Origin of the sequence: Anabaena sp. PCC 7108 (assembly GCF_000332135.1) — a bacterium.
Taxonomy (GTDB): domain Bacteria; phylum Cyanobacteriota; class Cyanobacteriia; order Cyanobacteriales; family Nostocaceae; genus Anabaena.
The window spans coordinates 3,343,334-3,369,630 of the sequence record NZ_KB235896.1 but is presented as its reverse complement, the minus strand read 5'-3'; the positions used below and the strand labels follow the sequence as shown (position 1 = coordinate 3,369,630).

Annotated in this window: 23 protein-coding genes; 6 read left to right on the top strand and 17 right to left on the bottom strand. The window is 38.9% G+C overall.

From position 1 onward, the window contains the following. The first annotated feature begins 241 nt into the window (after positions 1–241). The gene (locus tag ANA7108_RS0115930; RefSeq protein ID WP_016951799.1) at positions 242–706 is read left to right on the top strand and encodes a hypothetical protein; all 465 of its coding nucleotides are present in this window, start codon (positions 242–244) and stop codon (positions 704–706) included. 22 nt (positions 707–728) lie between these two features. Beyond that, positions 729–1,289, top strand: a complete 561-nt coding sequence (locus tag ANA7108_RS0115925) for a glutathione S-transferase family protein (RefSeq protein WP_016951798.1) — start codon at positions 729–731, stop codon at positions 1,287–1,289. A 125-nt stretch (positions 1,290–1,414) separates the two neighbouring features. On the opposite strand, the gene ANA7108_RS0115920 is transcribed toward ANA7108_RS0115925, so the two are convergent. The 4 genes from ANA7108_RS0115920 to ANA7108_RS0115905 form a co-directional block, all read right to left on the bottom strand. Then, complete coding sequence (locus ANA7108_RS0115920; RefSeq protein WP_016951797.1) at positions 1,415–1,906, bottom strand: YajQ family cyclic di-GMP-binding protein; 492 nt, start codon at positions 1,904–1,906, stop codon at positions 1,415–1,417. A gap of 91 nt (positions 1,907–1,997) precedes the next feature. Further along, on the bottom strand, positions 1,998–2,414 hold the full coding sequence (locus ANA7108_RS0115915; protein WP_016951796.1) for an MAPEG family protein: 417 nt from the start codon (positions 2,412–2,414) through the stop codon (positions 1,998–2,000). 112 nt (positions 2,415–2,526) lie between these two features. Further along, positions 2,527–3,030 carry a hypothetical protein gene (locus tag ANA7108_RS0115910; protein WP_016951795.1) on the bottom strand — a complete coding sequence of 168 codons (504 nt, stop codon included), beginning with the start codon at positions 3,028–3,030 and terminating at the stop codon, positions 2,527–2,529. Positions 3,031–3,366: 336 nt separating this feature from the next. Further along, positions 3,367–4,461: a phosphotransacetylase family protein gene (locus tag ANA7108_RS0115905; RefSeq protein WP_026104227.1), complete on the bottom strand. Its 1,095-nt coding sequence runs from the start codon at positions 4,459–4,461 to the stop codon at positions 3,367–3,369. 443 nt (positions 4,462–4,904) lie between these two features. Here ANA7108_RS0115905 and ANA7108_RS30960 point away from each other — a divergent pair, with 443 nt between their 5' ends. Beyond that, positions 4,905–5,078 carry a hypothetical protein gene (locus ANA7108_RS30960; RefSeq protein WP_016951793.1) on the top strand — a complete coding sequence of 58 codons (174 nt, stop codon included), beginning with the start codon at positions 4,905–4,907 and terminating at the stop codon, positions 5,076–5,078. An 11-nt stretch (positions 5,079–5,089) separates the two neighbouring features. Here ANA7108_RS30960 and ebsA read toward each other — a convergent pair whose 3' ends face one another. Next, positions 5,090–5,467, bottom strand: a complete 378-nt coding sequence (gene ebsA / locus ANA7108_RS0115895) for a type IV pilus biogenesis protein EbsA (RefSeq protein WP_016951792.1) — start codon at positions 5,465–5,467, stop codon at positions 5,090–5,092. Between the two features lie 329 nt (positions 5,468–5,796). Here ebsA and ANA7108_RS0115890 point away from each other — a divergent pair, with 329 nt between their 5' ends. After that, entirely contained in the window at positions 5,797–7,212 is a 1,416-nt protein-coding gene (locus ANA7108_RS0115890) for a glycosyltransferase family 2 protein (protein WP_026104226.1), read from the top strand. Positions 7,213–7,381: 169 nt separating this feature from the next. On the opposite strand, the gene ANA7108_RS0115885 is transcribed toward ANA7108_RS0115890, so the two are convergent. Further along, on the bottom strand, positions 7,382–7,924 hold the full coding sequence (locus tag ANA7108_RS0115885; RefSeq protein ID WP_016951790.1) for a DUF2231 domain-containing protein: 543 nt from the start codon (positions 7,922–7,924) through the stop codon (positions 7,382–7,384). Between the two features lie 335 nt (positions 7,925–8,259). Here ANA7108_RS0115885 and ANA7108_RS0115880 point away from each other — a divergent pair, with 335 nt between their 5' ends. After that, positions 8,260–9,315 (top strand): hemerythrin domain-containing protein, encoded by a 1,056-nt coding sequence (locus ANA7108_RS0115880; protein ID WP_016951789.1) that lies wholly within the window; start codon positions 8,260–8,262, stop codon positions 9,313–9,315. Between the two features lie 434 nt (positions 9,316–9,749). Here the strand turns inward: ANA7108_RS0115880 and ANA7108_RS0115875 are convergent, their stop codons facing one another. Together ANA7108_RS0115875 and ANA7108_RS0115870 are read right to left on the bottom strand one after the other, a co-directional pair. Continuing rightward, a complete protein-coding gene (locus ANA7108_RS0115875) occupies positions 9,750–10,064 on the bottom strand; it encodes a hypothetical protein (RefSeq protein WP_016951788.1) in 315 nt (104 codons plus the stop codon). 414 nt (positions 10,065–10,478) lie between these two features. Beyond that, positions 10,479–11,660: a M20 family metallopeptidase gene (locus ANA7108_RS0115870; RefSeq protein WP_016951787.1), complete on the bottom strand. Its 1,182-nt coding sequence runs from the start codon at positions 11,658–11,660 to the stop codon at positions 10,479–10,481. A gap of 372 nt (positions 11,661–12,032) precedes the next feature. On the opposite strand from ANA7108_RS0115870, the gene fba reads away from it, so the two are divergent. Further along, on the top strand, positions 12,033–13,106 hold the full coding sequence (gene fba, locus ANA7108_RS0115865; RefSeq protein ID WP_016951786.1) for a class II fructose-bisphosphate aldolase: 1,074 nt from the start codon (positions 12,033–12,035) through the stop codon (positions 13,104–13,106). A gap of 270 nt (positions 13,107–13,376) precedes the next feature. Here the strand turns inward: fba and ANA7108_RS0115860 are convergent, their stop codons facing one another. From ANA7108_RS0115860 to ANA7108_RS0115820, 9 genes are all read right to left on the bottom strand, one after another. Continuing rightward, complete coding sequence (locus ANA7108_RS0115860; protein WP_016951785.1) at positions 13,377–14,291, bottom strand: mechanosensitive ion channel family protein; 915 nt, start codon at positions 14,289–14,291, stop codon at positions 13,377–13,379. A 109-nt stretch (positions 14,292–14,400) separates the two neighbouring features. Further along, positions 14,401–16,224 carry a DUF389 domain-containing protein gene (locus ANA7108_RS0115855; RefSeq protein ID WP_016951784.1) on the bottom strand — a complete coding sequence of 608 codons (1,824 nt, stop codon included), beginning with the start codon at positions 16,222–16,224 and terminating at the stop codon, positions 14,401–14,403. Between the two features lie 486 nt (positions 16,225–16,710). Beyond that, positions 16,711–17,523 (bottom strand): carbon-nitrogen hydrolase family protein, encoded by an 813-nt coding sequence (locus tag ANA7108_RS0115850; protein ID WP_016951783.1) that lies wholly within the window; start codon positions 17,521–17,523, stop codon positions 16,711–16,713. An 88-nt stretch (positions 17,524–17,611) separates the two neighbouring features. Continuing rightward, the gene (locus ANA7108_RS0115845) at positions 17,612–20,458 is read right to left on the bottom strand and encodes a pentapeptide repeat-containing protein (RefSeq protein ID WP_016951782.1); all 2,847 of its coding nucleotides are present in this window, start codon (positions 20,456–20,458) and stop codon (positions 17,612–17,614) included. Between the two features lie 132 nt (positions 20,459–20,590). After that, positions 20,591–21,244, bottom strand: a complete 654-nt coding sequence (locus tag ANA7108_RS0115840; RefSeq protein ID WP_016951781.1) for an HAD family hydrolase — start codon at positions 21,242–21,244, stop codon at positions 20,591–20,593. Between the two features lie 681 nt (positions 21,245–21,925). Continuing rightward, positions 21,926–23,119 (bottom strand): NAD(P)/FAD-dependent oxidoreductase, encoded by a 1,194-nt coding sequence (locus ANA7108_RS0115835; RefSeq protein WP_016951780.1) that lies wholly within the window; start codon positions 23,117–23,119, stop codon positions 21,926–21,928. 39 nt (positions 23,120–23,158) lie between these two features. Further along, positions 23,159–23,731, bottom strand: coding sequence for a GNAT family N-acetyltransferase (locus tag ANA7108_RS0115830; RefSeq protein WP_016951779.1), 573 nt, complete (start codon positions 23,729–23,731; stop codon positions 23,159–23,161). A 75-nt stretch (positions 23,732–23,806) separates the two neighbouring features. Then, positions 23,807–24,052 carry a ChaB family protein gene (locus tag ANA7108_RS0115825; protein WP_016951778.1) on the bottom strand — a complete coding sequence of 82 codons (246 nt, stop codon included), beginning with the start codon at positions 24,050–24,052 and terminating at the stop codon, positions 23,807–23,809. Positions 24,053–24,580: 528 nt separating this feature from the next. Further along, positions 24,581–26,212, bottom strand: a complete 1,632-nt coding sequence (locus ANA7108_RS0115820; RefSeq protein ID WP_016951777.1) for a DUF655 domain-containing protein — start codon at positions 26,210–26,212, stop codon at positions 24,581–24,583. Between the last annotated feature and the right edge of the window lie 85 nt (positions 26,213–26,297).

Genomic DNA, 26,297 nt, shown 5'->3' with positions numbered 1-26,297 from the left:
CAGTTGATAATAGCTACTTAAACTAGTTAGCCATAAACCCAATAATATATACTTCACCCTCAAGACCAATTCCCGAAAGAATTACCATCAATCTCTAAGAATAATCAAGTAGTCAGAGTAACAACTTGGTAGAATGCCAACAAGCCATAAATTGGGTGATTGGTGATTGGTAATTTTCTCCGTCTCCTCGCGTCTCCCCAACACCCCAGTATCCAAATTTAAATTTTGAGTAAATTTTCCGATGACAACAGCAATTTCTTATTCCAATGCTCCCGACCTCACAACCGATGATTATATTGTGATTGGCTTGGCAACTTGCTTCTACAAAGAAGATGGAGAAGTGCATCAGATAGAAGTCATAGAGCCTATTCCCTCAGCCGCATTGGAAGCGATATTAAAAGGTATTCCCACTTCCTACAAGCTTGCTTGTGCAACAACTTTAGGATCTATCTTGGACGGTGATACACTGGTTATGCCTAATGGAATTCCAGAGTCAGCACAGTTCGGAGATGAATTTGTGCTAAGGGCATTTTCTGCGGCTCGTACCTACAAACGGCGTGAATCAGCCCAATTATTCATCCCCATTGGTGCAACCAAAACCGATTTTAATTATTCTACGGAACGTAAACGGGTACTAAATGCTGCCAGAGTTGTCAGCAAAGAAGATAACGTTAAACAACATTCCCATACTCATAAAGTTCTTTAGTTTTCTTTAATTTTAGGTAATTATGTTGAAACTTTACGGTGGTGCTTTTAGTCGTGCATCAATCATTAAGTGGTATTTAGAGGAACTGGAAGTTCCTTATGAATTTGTGATGCTGGATATGCAGGCTGGTGAACATCTACAGCCTGAATACTTAGCAATTAATCCCGTAGGTAAAGTCCCAGCAATTGTTGATGGCGATTTTAAACTGTGGGAATCTGGGGCAATTTTGTTGTATCTTGCTGAAAAATATGGAAAAACTGCATTTTCAGCAGAGGAACGCGCCATATTTTCCCAGTGGGTATTATTTGCCAATTCCACCTTGGCTACAGGTATTTTTATCGAAGCCAATCGAGAAAAGGAAATGCCCCGCTTATTGACTCCCCTGAATGAAATTTTTGGACAGCAACCTTTTGTGCTGGGTGATGAATTCACTGTCGCCGATGTGGCTGTGGGATCTATGCTCGGTTATATTCCCATCATGCTAAAGGTAGACTTGAGCGCCTACCCAGCCGTTTTGAACTATATTAAACAAATTTCTGAACGTCCGGCGTTTCAAAAAAGTATCGGGGCAGGACGCGGTTAGAGGCAGGGTGCAGGGGGCAGAAGGCAGAAGGCAGAAGGCAGAAGGCAGAGGGCAGAGGCATTAGATAATTATTTTTCCCCATCACCGCGTTTCCCCGTCACCGCGTCTCCCCTTCTTCTGAGTAACTAACGATAGTTTGTAAATTGCAAAGCCACAGGAAAGTCTTCTTGCTTGAGACGCTGGATCACAGTTTGCAAATCGTCTTTAGCTTTGGCAGTTACTCGCACCGCATCACCTTGAATTGAGGCTTGTACCTTTTTGAATTCGTCACGAATCAATTTAGAAATTTGTTTGGCAATTTCCTGACTGATGCCTTTTTTGAGGGTGATTTCTTGACGAATACGGTTGCCACTGGCAGATTCAACTTTACCAAAATCAAAGATTTTTTGAGAGAGGTTGCGTTTGGCAGCTTTTTCGCGCAGTGTACTGTGTACGGACTCTAAAGTCATATCACTGTCGGTACTAATGGTAATTTTGTCTTCAGCTAACTCAACAGTGGTTTGAGTATCTTTGAGATCGTAACGGCTTTTGATGTCTCGCACCACTTGATCAATAGCATTGACTAATTCTTGGCGGTCAAAGTCGCTCACAATGTCAAAAGAAAAAGTAGAAGCCATAAATGTTAAATGTGAGATGTTGAATTTGGTCATGGGTAATGGGTAATGGGTAATAATGGTGTTTTCTATTGCCCAATTACCTATTCCCGAATTACCCCTGTTGCATGATACTCAAGTAGAAGAGGGTTGCAGAGCTAAAAGAGCCAATACCAAACATGAGCGATCGCAAAAGAGGTATATTCAAAATATAAAAAATAGAGTATAGCAACCGAGCGGTGATAAAAGCGATCGCTGCCATCGCCCCCATAGAAGAATCCACCCCTGTGACATAGGCCATTAGTGCTGCGGCTACAAAAATCATAAACGCCTCAAAGGAGTTTTGGTGCGCCCAGGTAGCTCTTTGAGCATAAAGTGGCAATTTATCAAACATGGCACGAGGAGCAGAAATATCATACCCAATTTGCGCCCTGGCATAAGCTACCAACAAAAAAGGGGCATAGATGAGAATAGCAGCTGCTGCAATAGAGTACAAAAAAATCTCAGGTATGGGCAGTTGTAATATAGACATCATTTGTTTCGTGAGCGTGAAGGGATACTGGGTAATTTAGAAAAATCATTACCCAGTAACCATTGGTAATTTCCCATCTCTATTATTAGCTATGTGGAGACTACGTTTCAGTTTAGTCAAAGTAGAACAGTGTCACCACTTTTCTTTGTTCTTCGGCCTCTCCACAAGTTTGTAGTAGGGTACGACTATCGTGAAAAGCAAAACAAATCAGTTGCTGACAACGGGAGACAATTTCTTTATTGCACAGGTAACTGGCCTCAGCCAAAGACAGATTGTCATTACTGGGGTTTTCTACCAAATGCATTACTTGCTCTAGTTGTTGGCGAGATTCATGGGGTTGACGTTCCAAACTTTGGGGTAGAATTACCGTCAATAAATTTGGGTCAGCCCGTGTTGCTCCCCGAATGGCAGCTGAATTACTGCCTGTAGCACCAGAGGTGATGATGCGATTGCCCGATAAAACTAGGGCATATGTCATCATTTCAATGAGATTCTGATGAGTAATTGGCACATGACGAGAACCCAACAAGGCAATTCGCTTAGAACCTGTTTGTTGGATTGTCGCTAGTTCTTGCGCTAACGTATCAAGGTTGATGAGGTCTGTTGACTGGCTCAAAGATAGAGATAATCAGATTAAACGACCCAGATATTCTACCAAAGAGCGTGTAGGTGCGAAGCCAACTAGAGTTACAGATTGCTACGTTTTCCAGATTGTTTTGCTAGTAACCAACTCTTTGGCATAGCTCCGTGTCAAATAAGGTAAAAATACACAGCCGCCTCAGAGGTCATACCAAGCAAGAACAATCATAGCGACGGATAGAATACCAAAAACCTGATCTAGTAAGTCTTTGAGCATCCAAAATCGAAAATAGTATGAATTGATTGCTCATGAGCAGATGAAATATAGGACTTACGCTGTCGATTCACTAGTAATTTTAGTAACTTAATCAGACTATGACAAAGCCGGTGCTGGGTTTAATCCTAGTTGAGATAACAAACGGTCAATGTCAAAATGTTCGGACATTAATTGACAAATACACTCTACTTTCAGAGGTTCATGGACACGGACTTGACCAAAAGTGCGGTCAACAATTTCCACTGTGGTAAGGGTGTCGAGGTCAACAGATAAAATCGGGATTTCTAATTCTTCAGCGCGATTGAGAATAAAGGCGGGAGGTGGTAATTTTCCGGTGAGGATAAGGCATTGAGTCGAAGTTTCTAAAGCAGCTTGCTGAATTTCTACGCGATCGCCCCCTGTAACAACTGCCTTATTGCGGCGTTTGCGGAAATACTTGACTGCCGAATTGACATTCATTGCGCCAATTGCCAGAGTTTCCACCAATAGATCTAAGCGATCGCTACGACAGAGAACTTCCGCATTTAACTGTTTTACCAGTTCACCGACGCTGACGCTGCCCAGCAGGTCGCTTTTTGGCAACATTGCTAGTACAGGAATCCCCTGCTGTTCCAAAAATGGGCGGAAGAGATTGTTACCTACTTCTAATTGCTCGGCAGGAACTTCATTGATCACAACACCAATCAACCGGTCTCCTACGAGCTGCTTGGCAGACAACAGAGCTTCAGCAGAGAGCAGAGATTTATAACGATGTACCAAAAGTACATCAGCATCCAAGACTTCCGCTACTTGCAGCAAAGACAAGCCAAATAAATAGCCTTCTGACAAATCACCAGCACCTTCTAACAGCACCAAATCACCACGCGGTATTTGTAAATATTGCTGCACTAGAGACTGCTGATAATTAGTTGTATCCTCACCACATAAGCGTTTTTGGACACTAATTTCATTCAAGGCTAATAAAGTCTGAGCAACGCGATTTTCCGGCAGTTTCAGGCTATGCTTAATAAACTGAACATCCTCTTCGAGTATGGTTCCAGCAGAAGCATTGAAACAAGTACCTAGGGGTTTGCCGTAGGCTATATCCAGTCCTTTTTGCTGTAACTGATGAGACAAACCTAGAACTGTTGCGGATTTACCACTGTAAGTTTCTATTGATCCAATCAGCAAATATTTAGCAGATTTTGGCACGCCATGCACTCCTAATTTTAAACGTCTGTTGAACCCAGCTAGGTGTTTTCTAATTTTAGTTGCTTCTGATGGCAGCACGGCGTTATGACTAAATTAGTTTGGAATATTTGTTAAGGCTGTCAGGGGTAGGTAGAGGGAAGCAGGGGAGCAACAAGAAAAATTCTTCTTCTCTTCTGCTTCCATGATCCTGTCTCTTAGAGGATGTTTGAAAAGTATTATATTTAACACCCAAATATTGAAACCTAACCCCTAACTCCTTCCCTAGTAGGGAAGGGGAAGAGGAAAACAAGGGTTTCAAAGTCTCTCTCCTATTAGGAGAGAGATTTAGAGAGAGATTTAGAGAGAGGTTTTTAGTAAACTTTTAGACTTTTCAGCGTTACATAAGTGCGGGATGTTTTTTGAGTGTAGAGAGGTTCCATGGAACCTCTCTACAAGGGTTTTGAATGTATGCAAAATTGTTTTCATCCCCAAAATCAGCAACGCCGACTTTTCAAACAACCTCTGAGGGACTTCCAAATAAAAAGAATATCCCATTGCTTTTAGGATTAGGAGCGGAGGGAAGGAAAATTCGTTTTGATGGGGTGAAATTGGATAATTTATTTTTTGGAGTTGCCTGATATGCTGCTGTTTATTCTTCTACCCGCAGTAGCTTGCGGTAAAAAGTTTGGGAAAAATCACTAATGCGGTGGCGCTTATAGTTTTCCATCAGTTCAATTAAAAAATTAATAAACTCAAAACTTGCCATCATGACTTCATAACTTAATTCAGCATTGCCATCAAACTGGATTCGGCAACGGGTTAAGTCTGAGGGTAGGGTAGCAACATTCCAGGTAGCAACGAAGGGAACATTATCACTCCCTTCTATTTTGCGGTGTCCCTCTAAAACACCTTTTTGATAAAGGCTGATGGCATAGGGCAAGAAAGTGCGCTTGCTCCCCTGAATATAAGGTAAATAAACAGTAGCTTGTTGCGGAGTTACAGGCTGGAGTTGGTCAATAGACGACATTTTTAAATATTCCTCAACTTAGCTGATAACTGGAGATGTGTTGCTTTTCATGATTAGTATTCCCACAAAGATGAGTATTTACACACCTAGAGGTAAATATACAGCAGAATTCGGGAGTCAGAAGTGAAAGCTGCTGGATATCTGATCAGTAGGTGGGCGTGAATATTTATAGTTAGGGTAAGGCAGGAGACAAGGGGAGGAAAATTCGTTTTGATGGGGTGAAATTGGATAATTTATTTTTTGGAGTTCTCCGTCATCTTCTCAAAATTCGGGAAATACATCCCTTGATGTATATTAAGGACAAATACTGGTTTTTGAATCAAGTAACTATGCCAGCGAATTCCTGGCCCGAAGAGGACTCTTACAATTTAAGCTCTGATCCCCTTAATCCCCTATTGTCCGACCTATCGGCAGAAGAGGAGTCAGCGGTAGAGCCAGATGCCGTGTATTTACCATCATCTCAGTTTCCAGGACGTAGACCCAAAGCCGCTCTAGTTTTGACTATCGTCTGGAGTGGCACGATCGCTTTGCATTTAGTTTCCTGGGGTTCCATATTTATACTAGGACTGACGACTGTCTTAGGCATTCATGCCTTGGGTATTATCTTTGCTAGACCCCGTTACCACAATAAAGAAATACAAGGAGATTTACCTTCTGTATCTGTTTTGATAGCAGCAAAAAATGAGGAAGCTGTTATTGCTAGATTAGTCAAGAATCTATGTAGTCTAGAATACCCTAATGGGGAATATGAAATCTGGATTATTGATGATAATAGCACTGACAACACGCCGCAGTTACTAGCAGAACTAACGCAGGAATACAAACAACTTAAGGTTTTCAGGCGTTCTCCCCAATCTCGTGGAGGTAAGTCGGGAGCTTTAAATCAAGTGTTACCGATGACAAGAGGAGACATCATTGCCGTATTTGATGCAGATGCTCAAGTAAATCCAGATTTACTGCTACAAGTAGTGCCTTTATTTCAAAAAGAACAGGTGGGGGCGGTGCAAGTGCGAAAAGCGATCGCCAACGCTAAGGAAAATTTTTGGACTAAAGGACAAATGGCAGAAATGGCAGTTGATATCTGGTTCCAACAACAACGGACTGCTATTGGTGGACTAGGTGAACTGCGGGGAAATGGTCAATTTGTCCGTCGTCAAGCCTTGGTCAGCTGCGGTGGCTGGAATGAAGAAACTATCACCGATGATTTGGATTTAACAATCCGCCTGAATCTCGATAACTGGGATATTGAATGCTTATTCTATCCCCCAGTGCAAGAAGAGGGTGTGACAACTGCGATCGCTCTTTGGCATCAGCGCAATCGTTGGGCAGAAGGCGGCTATCAACGTTATTTAGATTACTGGAATCTCATCCTCAAAAACCGCATGGGTACGCGGAAAACCTGGGATTTACTGATTTTTCTGCTGATTATGTATATCTTGCCGACAGCAGCAGTCCCAGATTTATTAATGGCGATTATTCGTCATCGTCCACCCATGTTCAGTTCTGTTACTGGCTTGTCTGTCACGATGTCGGTAGTAGGAATGTTTGCCGGCTTAAAGCGGATACGTCAAGATCAAGAATTGAATATCTCTACTTATTTTCTGTTCCTACTCCAAACTCTGCGTGGCAGTATTTATATGCTGCACTGGTTGGTAGTAATGAGTAGTACTACTGCTCGGATGTCAGTTCGTCCAAAACGCCTAAAATGGGTAAAAACCGTACATACAGGCGTTGCCAAGCAATGATTTGATCATCTCATACACCCCTTATCCCCCTTACAAAGGGGGATATTTTTTCTCTTCATATCAAAACCGGATCATCACTGATTATTAAAATCTCTCTGCGTCCCTGTATCGCCCTTGATGATCAGTCGTGAACCGGACTTGATATTATCGTCTTGTAACTAAACCTAGGTTATGGATATTTTTGACTACCGGCACCCACAACGCCAATTTTATGACGATAGGAGAGTTCTGCACCAAACCAGCCAGTAATGCTAGTTAATGTCCCTACAATCAGGGAGAGGATCAGTCCCCCTGGTAAGATACTCCCCTCTGGATCTCCTAAGCGGAGGATAAAGTTGATGGTTGTGAACACTAGGATAGAAATGTTAAGAATCAAGTGCGCCCAGCCTGCGGTGCGTTTGCGAACTCGTTCGATTTGCAAAAAATCGCTCATCCCAATTAGTGAAGCGATCATCCCAGTTACTAATCCCAGTCCAATTAACCATAGCGAAGCCCTAGCCCAGAAAAAATCACGAGTTAACCAATAGCCGAAGTCACTGCCTAGGGCGGTAGCTAAAAAGGCAATAGGAAAGATTATACTTAGAGGGTGTAAGGGATGTCCAGCGATCGCTACTGTGCTGGGTACACCACTATCTTGATACTCTCTATCGTCGCTTTCAATAATTGGTGGGACATGAGGGAACGGTGTAGAAGTTGTTTCTGTAGTTTCCATTAGTTAGCGTCCTCATTATTAAGCAGTAGGAATTTTCTAGACATCGGCTTTAGTCTAGAACCTCAAATCTAAACTCCAAAATGGGATTAATTTCCTGTTTGACTATCTTTGAGTCAATCTAGAAGATGCAGCTAAAAAAATTATCTATCTAGTGATTGAACTGAGATGATAGATTTATATATCTGGACTCAGAATGATCATAGAATTAAGAATCTTTTTTTATTTTCCACCCTTAGCGTACAAAGCTATCACTCAAAAGAAAGATGAAAGCTTATTAATATCTATGTCAACCTATTAACGGTAATCAATACTAATTGTTTTGAGGGAAAATAAAAATGGTAACTACTTTAGATGATACCAAGCTTAATGCTATTGCTGTGAAATTGGCAGATATGAAATTACTTCAACAGTTGATCATTCAAAATGAAGAACTATTTTTGAGAGAATCTGTTGATAGTGAAGTGGCGGATAATATCCGCAAAATGCTGGATGACGACCGCAAAAATCAAGGAATTCTAGAAACTGTAGTTATTCAGTACGGCATCCAAAAAGAAGCGGATAGAACAGCGCAAGAAATGGTGAACAAGGTTCGCCAACTAATGCAAGGTAATGAATTAAGCTTTTTTGAAAAAGTATTTCAGCATGAATTGCTAAAGCATCAACAAGTAATGAATGGCTTAACAATTCACAAAGCTGGACAGAGAGTTGGTGCTGATGTGATGGCAGCAATTGCCGCTCTAAATTCTGTAAACTTTGAGAACCGCGCTCACCAAGAACAACTTAAAGGAATTCTGGAAATTTTGGGTGTGCGGGAACTGACTGGACAAGATGCAGATCAAGGAATCTGGGCGCGTGTACAGGATGCAATTGCTGCTATTAGCGGTGCTGTAGGTAGTGCTGTTACCCAAAATTCTGATAAACAGGATATGAACATCCAAGATATTCTGCGTATGGATCACAATAAAGTAAATATCTTGTTTACAGAATTATTACAAAGCAACGAGGCACAAAAAATTCAACAATACTTTGGGCAACTTTATAAGGATATCAGCGCTCATGCTGCTGCCGAAGAAGAAGTTGTTTACCCCAGAGTTAGGTCTTTTTATGGTGATGCTAATACCCAAGAATTATATGATGAACAAGCAAGCTGGCGGATTGCGTTTGATCAACTCAAAGCTATTAGCCCCACTGCACCTGAATTCAAAGACAGAATCAGACGCTTGATGGATGATGTTACGGATCATGTGCGCCAAGAAGAAAGCACAATGTTTGCAGCAATTCGCAACAATTTAAGTTCTCAACAGAGTGAGGAATTAGCTACACAATTCAAAGCTGCTAAAAGCCGCATTCAACAAGAAATAGGTGGAACTAAAGTTGGTACAAATGTTTAATATAGTGCTGCTGAGTAAGATACTCATGTTCTTTCCTTTTAATAGCTAAATTTTAAATTGCATTACTTTGATGTAGTGCGATTTTTTCTTGTTTGACTTTAGACTAAGACGCAGAAAATGACTCAGGGAAGCTGAGTTGAGAAGAAGCAAAAATAAAAATGAAAAAAAATCAGCACAGTTAGTGTATTTGGGTTGAAAAATCTTCGTAAGATGATCTTTGTAAAGTCAGATGACGACGGCTATTTTGTTGTATTGGTATCAGTGAGTTGGCATTGGGGAGTCGAGAAAATTATCAGAGTTGTCGGGAAATAAAAGATAAGAAATACATGAAAACTGCTGTAAATCCAACATCAGGTATCAAGAATAGAGGCAGGGTGAGCGAAACGCCTCTACTCTTGAATTATGCTGTATATTTTATTTAATCATCAGATAATTTACCCAATGCCTAACATCCGACTGACTTGTGCTGATTGTAATGGTTTGCGTTCTATGTTCTGAAAACATTCAACTTTTTGTAGATAGGTAGAGGCAGTTTTAAAATTACTGAGATTCAGTAGAACCATGTCTTCATATACTGATTCTTGAGGGATTTTAATATCTAAAACTAGTTCTTCTAGTTTATTTTGGTCAATCATAAATTTTAGATATTTTAAAAAGACTTCCCGTTTTTTAGACCGCACAGTTAACAAGTACCAATTATTACTGATAGGTTGTGGTGATGAAGATTCTAGAGGTTCTATTTTTGGCATGGTATAGGTAAAGTTTATGTTGAGATGATCTTGATAAATAGTAGCTAAGAATGAATCTTTTTACTTACTATTGATCAAAATAGTATAGCAATAATTTTCTAGATAGCGGTTCTAGTACAGTACGGCGTAAGTAAGATAACCATTAAAAAATCTCTGAAAAGCTTATACAATCTGCTTTTTTAATTTTTAATTTTTAATTTTTAATTCTGCCCTGCGGTACTAGGTTGAGTAAGGTACAAAAACCCTACCCTAAAGCCCACCTCGCTGTTTCGTTTAGGGAACTACGATGTAACTCATGTGATTAGAAAATTCTATATTGTCAGCCAAATTGTAATACCAAGCGTATTACAATCGTGGCTGATTAGTACTGAATATTTGTGAAATTCCGGTGGCATCTTTTGCGGGAAAAGGCATTTATTTTAGTTGCCAGTACTTATAAGCTGCATATGCTAAAGTTACAACACCAGTAATAATTGCAGACTCATCAACTTCAAATTGAGGATGATGTAATGGGTGATTAATGATTCTATCTTTGTAGCCGACACCCAAACGAAACATTGAACCGGGGGCGTGTTCCAAATAAACAGAAAAGTCTTCAGCACCAAGAGATGGTTCAGGTAAGACTTGGATAAATTCGCTACTCCAAGCCTCTTCTGCTGATGATTGTAATAATTGTGTCAGGGCATAATCATTTTGTACACTGGGTACACCCTGACAATAATTAACTTGATATTTTGCACCGTAAGAATTGCAAAGATTAGAGACAATGCCTTCAATCCATTTTGGTAGTTGGGCGCGGGTTTCTGGGTGGAGCGATCGCACAGTCCCCAACAATTGTACTTGATCAGCAATTATATTCGGCGCTCTGCCACCACTAATCTGTCCTATACTCAACACTACTGGACGTAAAGGATTTTGAGTCCGGCTAATAGCTTGTTGCAGCGCTGTAATCACTTGGCAAGCAATCCAAATTGCATCAACTGCTTCATGGGGACGCGCACCATGTCCCGATTCACCAATAATGATAATCTCTAAATTATCTGCGGCTGCTGTTAAAGCCCCATAACGAATACCAATAGAACCAGCAGGGATAGAAGGGAAAACATGAACCCCTAAGATAGCTGAAACATTATCCATTGCCCCATCTTTTACCATCCAGTTTGCCCCTTGGGCAATTTCCTCTGCTGGCTGAAATAAAAACCTGACGTTACCCCCCAACTCTGCTGCTATTTGGGATAGTACCATTGCTGTACCTAACCCTACCGTAGTATGGACATCATGTCCACAAGCGTGCATTACCCCTTTTACACGAGAAGCATAATCCAAACCGCTACGTTCTTGAATCGGTAAAGCATCCATATCAGTACGAATTGCCAACACCTGATCATTTTGCTTAGTGCCTTGTAGTTCACCAATAACACCTATTTTCCCTACGCCCTCTTGCACGTGCAAGCCACTAGAAGACAACACACCAGCCACAAAAGCAGATGTTTGATACTCTTGTCCGCTCAGTTCTGGGTGCAGGTGGATATGGCGGCGAATTTCCACTAAGCGGGGTGCTAAAGTGGTTGCTAAGTCTTTAATTCGGGTCAGCATTGAATCTATTTTAGTTTATGGGCTTATACAGTAGAAAGGTAGACTCTCAAATCTCCCTTCTCTCTTTGTACCCGAATTTATATTTCCGACAGGTCTCAAAAACTTCCAAATGAAAAGATACCCTATCGCTTTTAAGACAGGAGGGCTTTTTAGCAGGGGGCAGGTAAGTAGCAAATAGTACAATAGTTTCTGGAAATCATAGATTAACTGACTAAAATAAAGCCCAAAGTTTTTCAACATAAGCATCCGCTACTAGTTATAATTTCCTATAAGTTGAAAAAACTCTTAAGATTAGCGTAAAAATTACATTAAAATAAAGATTACGCTTCTATTAAACTGACTAGCTAAATACCCAAATTAGGAGGAATATATATGGCGCTTGTACCAATGCGGTTGCTCTTGGATCACGCTGCTGAAAACGGTTACGGCATCCCCGCTTTTAACGTTAATAACTTAGAACAAATTCAAGCAATTATGAAAGCGGCGGCTGACACAGATAGCCCCGTAATTCTACAAGCTTCTCGCGGCGCTCGTAATTATGCTGGTGAAAACTTTCTGCGTCACCTGATTTTAGCTGCGGTAGAAACCTATCCTCAGATTCCCATTGTCATGCACCAAGATCATGGTAATGCTCCTTCTACCTGCTATTCAGCAATTAAGAACAACTTCACCAGTGTAATGATGGATGGTTCTTTAGAAGCTGATGCTAAGACTCCAGCTAGTTTTGAATATAACGTCAATGTTACCAGTGAAGTTGTCAACGTCGCTCACTCCTTGGGTGTCAGCGTTGAAGGTGAACTAGGTTGCTTAGGTTCTCTAGAAACTGGTGCTGGTGAAGCTGAAGATGGTCACGGTTTTGAAGGTACTCTTGATCATTCTCAATTGTTAACTGACCCCGATGAAGCTGTTAGCTTTGTAGAAGCAACCCAAGTGGATGCTTTGGCTGTGGCTATAGGCACAAGCCACGGTGCTTACAAATTTACCCGTAAGCCTACTGGTGAAATTTTGGCTATTAGCCGCATTGAAGAAATTCACCGCCGTTTACCTAACACCCACTTGGTAATGCACGGTTCTTCTTCTGTACCTGAAGATTTGATTGCACTGATTAACCAATTTGGTGGGGCTATTCCTGAAACCTACGGTGTACCTGTAGAAGAAATTCAAAAAGGTATCAAGAGTGGTGTTCGTAAGGTAAATATCGACACTGACAACCGTTTGGCTATTACTGCGGCTGTGCGTGAAGCTTTGGCTGCTAATCCCAAGGAATTCGATCCTCGTCACTTCCTCAAACCTTCCATTAAATATATGCAGAAGGTTTGTGCTGACCGTTATGTACAGTTTGGTACTGCTGGTAACGCCAGCAAGATTAAGCAAGTTTCTTTAGAAGATTTTGCGGCTAAATATGCTAAGGGCGAATTGGTAATGAGAGCGGCTGCTAAAGTTTAATTTAGCAACAGCATAAATAGAGGCTAATTAAGGCAATGCCTCTACAGAAATCAAAAAACCGGGAAACTTTAACGCTACCCGGTTTTTTGTTTTTAGGTTAGGAAATGGCACAAACAAATAATTTAACGCGGATACACGCAGATAAACGCGGATAAAGACAGATAAATCAATGGATTTCAGAATTATGTGCAACCTCAGATAAAATTGGCAACACCTGTTTATTTGTCTGAGTCAGGATTTACAAGATTTTAGAATTTTTCATAATCTCTTTCATTCTTCATTTTTCGACACTTTGATATTTAATGTAGGTGTTTCAACGAGGTGAATGGTTGTGGAAGCAATAGCAACCCTACCCTCTGTGAGGTCAATCTCATCAAGGATTTTGGTGAAAAGTTCGTCTTTCTTACCGCGACGTTTTTTATAGTCCACTACATACCGTAGTGTAAATTCCATCCAGTTATCATTGGCAATTAAGGTAACAGCAGGTTCAATTCTGGCATCTTCAATCAAATACTTGTGTACCATATTTTGCCATTCCCCTCTAGCATCAGATACGTACTCACCGACAATATTATCTGCGACTCGTTGGATGATTTCTTTTGTTAAACGGCGATCGCTTCCGTATTTTACTGGTAAAGTAATTTCATCCCAGACAAAAGGAAAGTCAGCAGAATAATTAAAAACCGGTTCTTTGAAGACAAAACTATTCGCAATCCGCACAATGCGTCCGTTATAAAGGTCTGCTTTAACCCAGTCACCACACTCCATGATAGTAGTACGCAGAATACTTATATCTATCACATCTCCTCTAATACCACCCAGTAAAACTCTATCTCCAGGCTTATAAAATTGACCTAAAGAGATAGCAACCCAGCCAGCAAAACTGGCAATTACTTCTTGCAGGGCAAAAGCAACACCAGCACCAATAACTCCAAATATGACTGTTAACTGGCGAAAGTTATCGCTAAATATACTAGCAGCGAACAGAAAAATAAATCCATAGCCAATCAAGTTAATTGTTTTGCGAAGGTGATAGCGGGTATCGTTATCCTGAATGTAGTGGGAAACAGAGTTCCTTAAGGCGCGGACGATGAGAGTAATAACTAAAATAACAATACAGACTTGGATAAGTTTTCCCACAGCAGGATTTTTTAGCCAGTGTTGAATTGTATTTATAAATTCCATCGCAAACAATCCTACCTATTTTGTTCGGGCAATAAATTCAGCAAAATTTAGGAGTCATACCAATTCTATGTGAGGTTGCGCTTTATTCACTTACTTGCAATCTGATGCATCAATAGATAGAGTTATTTTTATTCGGGCTGGCAATTAAATTTATTTTCAGTAATAATCGGCGGTTAGATTCTAATTTTCCTGGAGATACATTGATTTGATTATCTGTAATCTGCCATTGAGAATTTAGGTATTTTTTAATAGCCTCAATTCTCTTTTGACTAATACTATTAAACTCTGTTTTTGCCAAATCAACAGTTATGTCAAGTTTTAAATTTGACTGCAACTGTAGCATCTTTCCGATCCCATCAAGTAGTAGCTTACTAGCAGATGTAAGTTCGGCTTGATCAGATGCAAAAGTTATATAACCTTGGGAAACAGGTATTCTTTCAAATCTGACATTTGCCCTGGGGAAGTTAAGTCTATTTCTGATATCATTAACTAGTAAATTTTTCGCATCACTACTTATTTCTCGTTGGCTAAGATAAACCATATTGAGACTTAAGGGTTCTACTAAATTATTTGTAATGATTACCTCATAGCGTAATAATTTTGCCGGCGGGGGAAGTTGGAGATTTTGCAAAGCCGTCTCTGTAGTTTGTAAAAGAGCAGCTTGATATTCTCCTAGACTAGGCTGTGGTTTTTCCTCTGGTGGCAATTGTTTTTTATCTGTTTCGGCCAATTGGGCAATAATATCTTTAGAGGCTGTAGGGATTTCAATTAATTGTAATAATACGGTATTAGGATTTTTATGTAAACGAGATGCAACTAATTTTGTAAATTCATTTTTTTCGTCGTTACTGTATAACTGACTAGTAAACACTCGCATTTGAATTTTAATCTTGCCATTTTGCTCTTGAGCGAATATCTTACTAATGTCAGAACGTGGTTGACCATCAGAAAAATTAGCAAATTGCTGTCGCCAAAGTTCTGTACCAATTTTAATGATTTGATTATTTTTTTGCTTATAAATAATTTCTTGTCGCAGTTGAGTTAAAGATTGACTCAAAGGGATGAGGAGAACCATGACTGGAAATAAAATTAGAATAAAACGGCTGGGAAGACTACCAATAACTTTTAAGCGATTGGAAATGGGTGTGCGTTCAATAAACGACTGGAACCAATAACTTTCGGGGTCTTTTTGATGCCATTCTCGCACTTGCTCCCGCACTGTTGGAGTGTCAATGTGTAATAATAAAAACACTATCATTGCCATGAGGGTGATAGCTATCAGGTTGGTTAAAAATAGTAACCCGCCACCACGGGCAATCTGTAACCCATCGGACAAGTTTAAGCTGGCTGCTATACCAATGCCATACCCAACGACGCATAAAGGTGGCATGAGTGCAACTGCTATTGAGACTCCTGGTATGGAAGTGACAACCCCTTTAGGTTCTTTGCAGGTAGCAATTGAACCTAAAGCACCGGAAAATAATGCAATAACTAAATCGAGAGAATTTGGACGAGTCCGGGCTATAATTTCCCCTGTCAGTTCCTTGAAGGGCAAAATTCCCACTAAAATGACAGCAAAGATAATTGCTACCAAACAACTTAAGGTCAGATTCAGTATCGCCCGCACGGCTAAAATTAAGTCCCCCGCAGCAAATGCTAACCCAGTAGCCAGAATTGTTCCCATCAAAGGAGAAATTAACATTGCTCCAATAATTACGGCTGGACTATTCAGCACTAAACCCAAGGTAGCAATTCCTGCTGCAAATATTACTTGTAGCCAATAGCTGACATCTGTTAGGCTTACGGAGCCAAGCAAGTCGTGATAAATTTCTTGCTTACGGGCTGGAGAAATCCCTAGGTTAGTTGTCAGCCAATTCCGAAACCGATTCACCCAATCAAATTTGGGATTATTTGTCTGCTGAAACTTAGCCATAATTTCCCTCGTAAGTTTTTGAAAGCGGTCGCTTCTACCTGACAGACAAAATATATACCAAAATTCTATTTTTGAACAACAGTTGCTGTTTTGCAAAGTTCAGGAAGGAATACCTGGATAATTTTAGATTGTAGATTTTTACACGATTAAATACATTCAGCTTAAAATCTATTTGAATTTTCAATTTTGAACTTGAAAATCCAAAATTGAAAATCTTAAATTAAGTTATTCTCAGTGAAAAAGTCATCATCGGGACATGATACAGCAGAATTTAGGATTCAGAAGTGAAAGCCCCTTGATATTTTGGTTTTGACTTTCAGTTTGTACTTCATTTGCTTGTGATTTAGGCGTTGCATAATTGCGGAATGATTTGAGAATCTGCATCAATATATAATCACCGCGTCTGGAGTGTCCCCGCGTCCCCGCGTCAGCCTCAATCATCCCATTATTCAGCAACGCCGTAATTTGCTGTATCAGTTCCAGTTTCTAAAATACTCGATGTTGTAAAGATGGCATTTGCCGACGAACTTGTTCTAATCTAGTGGGTTTAATTTCTGCGATCGCTATTCCCGGTTTTTCTCCAGCATCTGCTAAGATTACACCCCAAGGATCGATAATCATGGCGTGACCGTGGGTTTGACGACGGGCGTAGTTAGTACCTGTTTGGGCTGGTGCAATTACGTAATAAGTATTTTCAATTGCTCTAGCTTGTAGTAATACTTGCCAATGGTCTTTACCTGTAAAGGCAGTGAAGGCCGCAGGCACAAAGACAACATCGGCTCCTTTGTCTGACAAATGGCGATAAAGTTCTGGGAAGCGGACATCATAGCAAATAGAAAGTCCTACATTACCCAACTTGTCAGAAAAATAGACTGGGGGCAAGACTTTACCAGCCATAACAGTACTCGATTCTTGGTAGGTGTTGCCGTCAGGGACATTAACATCAAATAAATGTGCCTTGTGGTAACGAACGAGTTCTTCACCGTTAGGATTGATCAGTACAGCCGTATTGTAGACTTTGCTGTTTCCCTCTACAGGAACGGGAAAGCCGCCGCCAAGGATGGTGATTTGGTAGCGTTGTGCCATCGTTTTCAGAAATTTTGCGGATGCAAATGCGATCGCTTCCCCTTGTGCGAGTTTGTCTTTTTCTTCTCCCATGAAGGAGAAATTTTCTGGTAAACCCACCAATTCCGCACCCTGACGCACAGCCAAATCAATTAATTCTTCTGCTTGTGCCAGGTTTTTTTGCAAATCAGGCACACTGGTCATTTGAATAGCAGCGGCTAAATAAGACTTCATAGATTCAAGAACAAACGGTAGATTAAAGCAATACAGATATTTAAATATATCGTCATATCATATCTGTGGGAACTTCTATTTTCAGTATTCAATCAGATTCTGACAAAAATCGTTTTTTTAAAGTTAATGGCACATTTTTCGCTATTTCTAAACCTTCCGCATTTTTCCAGTTAGTTTTTTGATCCCAACGGATATCACCAAAGGTATCATCACTGAATATAGCGCCCATAAAGTTCGCACCATCAAAGTTTGCACCTCGCAAGTCCGCACCGCTGAGGTTAGCGCGACTCAAATCTACATCTTTGAGATTTGCTCCATAGAGATTAGCACGGCTGAGATTTGCACCACTCAGGTAAGTTTCTGCTAAATTTGCTCCTGTAAAATCTGCATCTTGCAAATCTGCACCAATGAAATAAGCACTATTAAGGTGAGCATAGCTGAAATTTGCTCGACAAAGATGAGCGCGGCTAAGGTCTGCTTCTGTCAGGTCTGCGTAGCTAAGATTGATATTTAATAAACTTGCACCCCGAAGATGAGCGCCACTGAGAAATTGACCAACTAAACTGCGGAAATTTTCACCCTGTAAACAACTACTGTAATGAATAACATTTTGTAATTGGTAAGTGAAATTATTCTCTTGTGGTTGACCAGAAGGATAAAAAATTATATATTCTTTGAGTACTTCATTTTCTTGGGCATAACGCTGTATAGCTAAAAGTAAAATCATCACATTTAACCCAGCATAAACATCTACTTGACGCTGACCTAATTGATAAATACCAGCATTTTGTAATTCTCTTAGTTTGTTTTGGGATAAGGTTTCTTCAGCGGTATCAATAAATTTGCCTTGACACCAACTCGTGTAAAAACTATCTAAGCGTTTATATAGTTGTCTCCAATTAAAATGGGGAATACCAATCATTAAACCCATCAAATATTCAACTATTTGTTTGCTAAGAATACCAAAACCTAGCAAATCATAAATTTGCCAATTCATTTGGAAATCTGTGATAATTAGCTGTTTAGCAGATGCGGTATTATCATACTGAGTCCAATTAATCAGACTTAATTTTAATCGTTCAGCAAATAGGAATTCACTCAAACTTTGATGGCAAAATTTCACCATATTCTCTAATTGATCATCAGGATGAATATTAAATTTAGCTAAAGGTGTTTTAGGAATTTGATCGGTAATTATTGCTAAACATTTTGGATCATCTTTTAATCGAGATTCAAGCATTGATATAGGCGCAAATTCCCGCTTTGACTGAATTACAGCAACAGCAGCTTCTGTAAAAATATGTTTTAGATTTGGTAATTTATCATGCCAATCATCAGCTGATTTGGAAATTAACCAATTTATAGCTTCTTGATAAATTAAAGCTGTAGTAGTTTGAGAATTATTTGCTGTTAAATTATCAATTAATAGTTGATCATCTCGATACATTCCCGCCAAAAAATAAAGTAATAGCGGTTCATGAATTAATTTTTGAATAAATGCGGGACATTTTTGATTTGTCAGAAAATGCTGTAAATCTGTATTTTTACCCTGGTTTACTGGTAAAGATTGCCATTTTTCTAACCATTTTTCTTGTTGCTGTTTATCGAAAGGGAGAATTTCTACTATGTCTAAATTTTCAGGTAAATCAGGGATAACTGATAAGGGAATAGTATTACCTGTGATTAATACCCTATGTCCCATTTTATCGTTATTTTTGCATTGCTGCTGAAATTCAGAAACTTGCTGAATAAATGTTGCTAAATTATGATTATTTCTAGCTACAATTGTTAATTCATCCCCACCTTCAAATATAAACAAAAAGCGAGTATTTTGATTTTTTAACCAGTTATTATTACCGCGAGTCAAACTAATATCTAGATTAGCGACTAATGTATCTTCTAGATTAGATGATAAAGATTTGATATCTTTGACATTAATTAAAATTGGTGTCCATAAAGGATGTAAATGTTGTCTAATCCAATCTACGAACATTTTGCAAAAAATACTCTTACCTGCACAGCTTTTCCCTTGGATAAACATAACTTTTTCCAAGTTATTTTCAGTCAAGATATTTTTCTTTACCCATGCTTCTAAATCTCCAGATTCAGCATTGGTATTTATTTGCCCATATTTATTGACAGGTTTAGCTTTGAGAGGGATATAAATATCCTTAAATGAGCAAGTTTGATCAAAAACCCGATCTAATGGTTGAGTAGCAATTTCATTTTGCAGATATTTATGAATGTTTTGAATATTTTGATCTTCTTCTTCCCATTTATCTCGACAATTGGGGATAACTGTTTGGATATCATCACCCAAATCTAGCAAACACTTAATGATATATAAGTTAGTATTAACAGCTATTCTTTTTACTAAAAGCATGGCTGGATATTTGCTAAGATGTGGAGATATCAACCTTGTAGATAATAGGTGATTAAATGCTGCTGCTAATGGAGATTTATGAAAACATTCAATTGTTTGCAAGGCAGTTTTTTCATCTAATTCAATATTATTGATGTTTTCAAGAATTTTTCCTAATTCTTCATTTTCCTCTGGGTTGTCATAGTTCAAAGATGGATATAAAGATAAAATATTGCGGATACTTTCTAAATAAGCAGCTTGACTAATAATAGATATATAGTCTTCTAAAACAGGTGCTTGTTGAGAAATCTCACGATAATATTTGAGTAAAGCCACTCCCAGAGATAAAAATGATGATTCTCCATTTATTACCTGGGTTAACGGTGAACATAATATATCTAATAAAGAAGAAGAATCTTGCAGTAACAGTTGCAAAATTTCTGCATTAGCACCGTGTTTTTTAATGGTTGTTGCTGCTTCTAAAACTGCTTTACCAGTTGTTGTATTTACACTTTCTGTTACTGAGAAAGATTGACGCAACTGATACCAAATATATGATAGGGATTTTTTCATTTGTTACCACTACCCGAATTACTTAAGAATTTATTTTCTAGCGTAACAGTGATAACTTATGAATATGGCTATATATATTCTTTGCAAGAAAAATTTACACCACAAACTTATATTGACAGTATAATTACGGTATCAAAGACTGGGATTACGGTTAATCCAAATCCCTCTCATTCCTGCTGCTTTAGCGCCTTCATAGTCATCCGTTATGCTGTCGCCAATGTGCCATGAGTCTTCTGGGCAACACTGATGCTTGTTTAAAGCAATTTTAAAAATTTCTGGATCTGGTTTAGCAGCACGGACTTGAGTGGAAATGGTGATAGAGTCAAAATATTCTTTGAGTCCTAAACCTTGTAATACTAAGTACAAACGGGAATCAAAATTAGATAATACTCCCAATTCCACTCCTAAGCGTCGCCAGTTGATTAAAGCTAAAACAACATCAGGATAGACATACCAAGGTTCAGGAGTGCCAAAGTGTATATAAAGTTCGGTAAAAAAAGCAGGAAAATCAGAAAATTTATGGAGAACACCTGCACCTTCAAAGGTATTTAGGGCTATGGTTTGCCACCAATCAAATTCCCGTTGGGGAATATCTTTAATATCTGCATCAAGAAATATAGGCGGTGGTGCGCTTTTAAAGCTTTTGATGAATTCTTTATTCAAAGTTTCAGGAGCAACTGTCACGCCAAATTCTTGAGCTATTTGACTATAAATTATACCTACGCTACCTTTAACACCAAATAATGTACCTACAGCATCTAAAAAAATAACTTTTGGTTTTTTCATGAAAATTAAGACTGCTATTTACTAATAAATCAATAGGGTTCAATTAGAACTAAAAAGTAGGAATTCATGATGAGTAAAGACGTTGTATGAAGAGCATCCCAATTTTACTAAAATTACGGAATTAATCCGCAATCTTTTCATCCCTGTTCCTTTGATATCGCTTTAGCAATACATTTATATATGCCTTGGCGATCTGTTTATTTCTTACCTTATACCAATTCGATGTAAAGCTGCGCTAAATTTATTGATTTGGTAGAGACTTTCCATGGTTAGGGATTCTCGGCTCTACAACAAAGGATAAATTGCATCTTCATCAAGAAACGGTATTAGATAACAGGACTTATGCAACTGGCACATTGGTAGGGTGCTTTACTACTGCATAAATCTAGTAAATAAACAGATTTTTGATATCTGACGCACCCTACAACAGATTTTTAGTGTGACACGCAGCTTTAGTCCTAGATAAGTTACAAGTTCAGATAACAAACAAACTTACACATTTGGGATGCTCCCCGTTGTATGCAACGTTTCAATAGGTCAATTATCTTAGCTGAACTATGTTCGCCTGTCACCTAAGTGGGTATGAATATTTATCTTTAGGGTAAGGTAGAAGGCAGAAGGCAGGAGGGAAGAAAGATTCGCAACGCTAATTTTTCTTCACATACTTATGTTGAATTGTGCCTACTTACTGATGGTTTCTAGAATAGGACGAACTAGCCAGTTAAAACCAACTTTGAGTTGATGATCTAAAGTTGGTAGTCTATATAAATAAGCTAGACGACGGGCGATGTATGCTAAAGAACCATCTAGTTTAATGCCTAAACCCGTGAGGGTAGCGTTGTCTACTCCCAAGGCCATCATTTCGCCTAATTGTTGATAGCGGAAGGGAAGAAGGGGACGATGGGTTAATGAAGCCCAGATATTCCATGCTGTATAATCGGCTTGTTGAAAGGCGACTTGGGCTGTGGCGGGTACTTGCTTTCCTTCTGCGTCAAGACAGTCTGCTAGGTCTCCTAATGCAAAAATTTCTGGGTGTTCAAGAACTTGTAGCTGAGGTGTTGTAATAATTTGACCACGCTGGTTTTGCTGGAGGGGTAGTGTTTTGATGATTGGGCTGACTTTTGTTCCTACTGTCCAGATGACTAAATCTACGGGAATTTCGTCTATTTGCTCTTTATACTCTAAGGAGATGGTATCTTCTCCAATTGAGACTACTTTGGTTTCTAAGTCAATAAATACGCCTCTGGTGTCTAAGGCTTTTTTGGCGGCTTCACGGTTGAATTCTGGGGAAGTTCGCAAAATTTGATCGCTGATTTCAATGAGGCGGAAGCGTCCTTTTTCACCAATTCTATCTGCGAGTTTACAAGCTAATTCTACGCCACTGTAACCAGCACCAACGATGGCGACGCGAATTTTTTCTGCATTTGATGCTTCTAAAATTCGGAGGCGTTCTTCTAAGCGATAAACGTCAGTAAGGTTACGGAAAGGATAGGCGTATTTTGTCGCGCCTGGTACTAAGTCTAGGGATGTTTCGCCACCTAAAGCTAATACTAATCGGTCGTAGGAAATTCCTGGACTATCTTGTAACTGTACTCGTTGCTTGTCTATGTCAATTCCTGAGACAATGGCTTGATGAAAACGTACTCCTGTACCTTGTAGTAGTTCTTGGTAAGGAGGCGCAATTTCCCAGGTTTGGAGTTCGCCGGTGAGGAGTTCGTAGAGAAGGGGAGAGAAGATAAAGCGATCGCTCTGATCTACTAATATGATTTCAGGTTTTGGTGTAGTTTCCCAAGGTAATTGGCCTAAACGGAGGGCGGTGTAGAGGCCACCAAAGCCACCACCTAGTATACAAATTCTTGTAGTTGGTTGAGTCATGGTTTTTATAGAAAGCTAAATCCCAGTTTTGTATTTATTTTAGTGTAATGATTTATTGCGGTCTATTGCCATTAACCAGCAATCCTGATACTTACCTTCATGCAGTTCATAGGAGGGTAACAGCTTGACTTTTACAAACCCAGATTTTTCATAGCAGCGGATAGCACGAGGATTTTTTACACTTGGATCAATAACTATTCTAACAGCTTGTAGTTCTGTAAAAATGAATTCTACGGCTGATGAAAGCACTTGTGTCCCAATTCCTAGATTCCAATATTGAGTTTCGCCGATAAATAAGTCGATTCCATAGACATTATCTGTATTTTCTAAACAATACATTTGTCTAATTTCTTCTGGTATTTGATTGAGACAATAATATTGTAAATAACCAATATCCTGATTTTTATAGGAGAAGATACAGGGAATTACAGGTTCTTCTCTCTGAATTCTCGGTTGATAGGTGGCGATAACTTTTTCTAGATAATGAGGATCATCTCGTCCTCCATAATATTTTAATACTTGTTCATCTGTCCGCCATTTTGCCATTAACTCATAGTCATTTATATCATCTCTCATAGGACGAAGCCTAATTTCATTTTGAATAATTAACATATTCCATATTGCTATAAAAAAACGGTCTACATAAATTATAAACCGTCAGCAATGCAACATAGATTTAAAAGATAATTAATTACCACCAGATGTTACAGCTTTATGATGTGTGGCAGGATCTTCTGGTTTTCTACGCCAGTTACCTTGGCTATCTGGTTCATATTCATTATGAACACTATTCCAAGCTACTTCCTTTGCACCTTCTTCACTCATTCCATCATGTTGTGCAGCGTTGAAAGCAGCAACAAAAATCTGTTGTGCGTGTTCTGGTAGTCGTGCTTGGATGTCTTGAGGTAATTCATCTATTTTGTTATAAGGCATAAACCGACTCCGATGATCTAAGTTACGTTTATCAGGACTTACGCAACTGGCACATTGGTAGGGTGCGTCAGATATCAAAAATCTGTTTATTTACTAGATTTATGCAGTAGTAAAGCACCCTACAATAGATTTTTGGTGTGACACTTGCGTAAGTCCTATTTATGTTAGTAATTTAGTAATTATTTTTCCTCTTTCTAGAAGTAGAGATTTGCATGATTATACTTTAGATAGAGTTGATTCTGTTTCATAATCACTCTCTTTATATATTTCTTTATTGTACATTTAACTGGCAAAAATTAATTGCATAATAAAAGTCCCATCCAATACTTTTTAGTTAATAATTGTTGTAGGTTGAGTTAAGCGATAGCGCAATCCAACAAACGTCAGTAAATGTTGGGTTTCCTTCCGTCAACCCAACCCACAAAAAATAATTACATGAGGTACATCATAGTCCCCTCCTCGCTTGCGGGGAGGGGGTTGGGGGTGGGGTTTTTGTATCTCACTCAACCGAGAACCGCTATATTCAGATTACCAAGTTACACGTTCTTGCCATTTTTCTAAAGTTTTAACACTAATTCCGGGAACTTTTTCTACGTCTTGTAAGGATGTAAATTTTTGCTGTTGACGAGCAATAATTATCCTTTCGGCTAATTTCTTACCTACACCTGGGAGAGTTTCTAATTCTTCTTGGGTTGCTGTGTTAAGATTGATTGGTTTAATTTCTAACTTTTCCAGAGAGGAAGGAGTTTTGATTTGGGGACATTTTTTGACTTCTGCATCAATTTTAGTTTGAATTCTTGGCGGTAAACCTGGTTTAATATTTGTGTAAAGTCGATTAAATTCACGTTGATAATGAGCCGCTACTGTAGGATTTTCAATGACTACTAAAGTTTCATCATTACCATAATTAGCCGCTTCTGACCAATTATGTGAACCTGTAATTACAGTTTGGTTATCAACGACAGCAAATTTGTGATGTAGGAAATCTCCTTTGGGTAAAATTGGCACTCCAACTGTAGAAATGGGATTTTTCCAAAGACGGTTATCAATTTCATATTTACAGTTATCATTGATAGCTAAACCCATCATATCTAAAGCTTCGCTATAAAAACGATAGGCAAATTGTGGTTCAATTAAAGCCCGAATTTGTACTTTTTGGTCATGGCGCTTTTCTAAAATATTGGCTAACTGTTGATCGGAAAATACAAATAATGCCATATCTACCGATTTAGTAGCTGTTTCCAAGGTTTTACCAATTAACCCATTACTAGTATTACTCCAAATTTGAGTTGCTGAAGTCGGTGAAAAATGTACGGTAATTTTAGTCTTGGCTAAAGTGATTTGTTTGGGTAAACGCAGCGGCTTTTTCACACCAAATATACTATCTGGTTTTCCTCCTGCTCCATCACCCCACATCATGTTAAACTCTTCTGTAAATAAAGTTGTTAATTCAGGACTATCAATTTTTAATAAGTTGTTGGCGTTTCCTAAACTGCTGGAATTTGTAAAATCACCGGAGGTATCACTTAAGGTGAAATTTGCGGAAGTAATAATTACAAAGCGATTATCGACAATGAGAAATTTATGGTGCATTAAACTGCTACCTTTAGAACCATCAGCAGTATCATCTATCCAGGGTATTTTAGAATTTTGGATAATTGTTAAAGCATCTCGTTGACTAATTTCTTCAGGTGTGATTTGATCATCTTGATTGATATCAACAAATTTACGGAATTCTTGATATCGGTCTTGTTCTCTTTTTGCTAATTTCTGGATTTCTGCTGATGTGAAATTACTCCAAGGACGAGAATAGTTATTCTCTAAAATTAATCGCACTTTTACGCCAGATTTATGTTTAGCAGCTAATGCTTGAGCAATTTTGGGTAAACGCAATTCTTGTACTGCTACATCTACAGTAGATGTGGCTTGGGAAATCACATCAACAATCTGGGTTTCTAAATCATCTCCTAAGCGGGTTTTTTGACGGTAAGCTTCCTGATATTCTGAAGATTGGGAATGATTAAAGTAAACTTGAATTAATGGATCTTGAGGTAATGGTGCTAAACGCTGATTTGAAGACTGGACTTTTTGACAACCAAAAAGAGTGAAGATTAATAAAAAAATATAAGATAAATATCTTTTGTGAGGGAAAATAGACACGGTAATCTGATCAAAGTGAATTAAGGGTTAATGTATTTATTATTCCCCAAAAGGTGTATGTCGAATTATATAGAAAACCCACTGC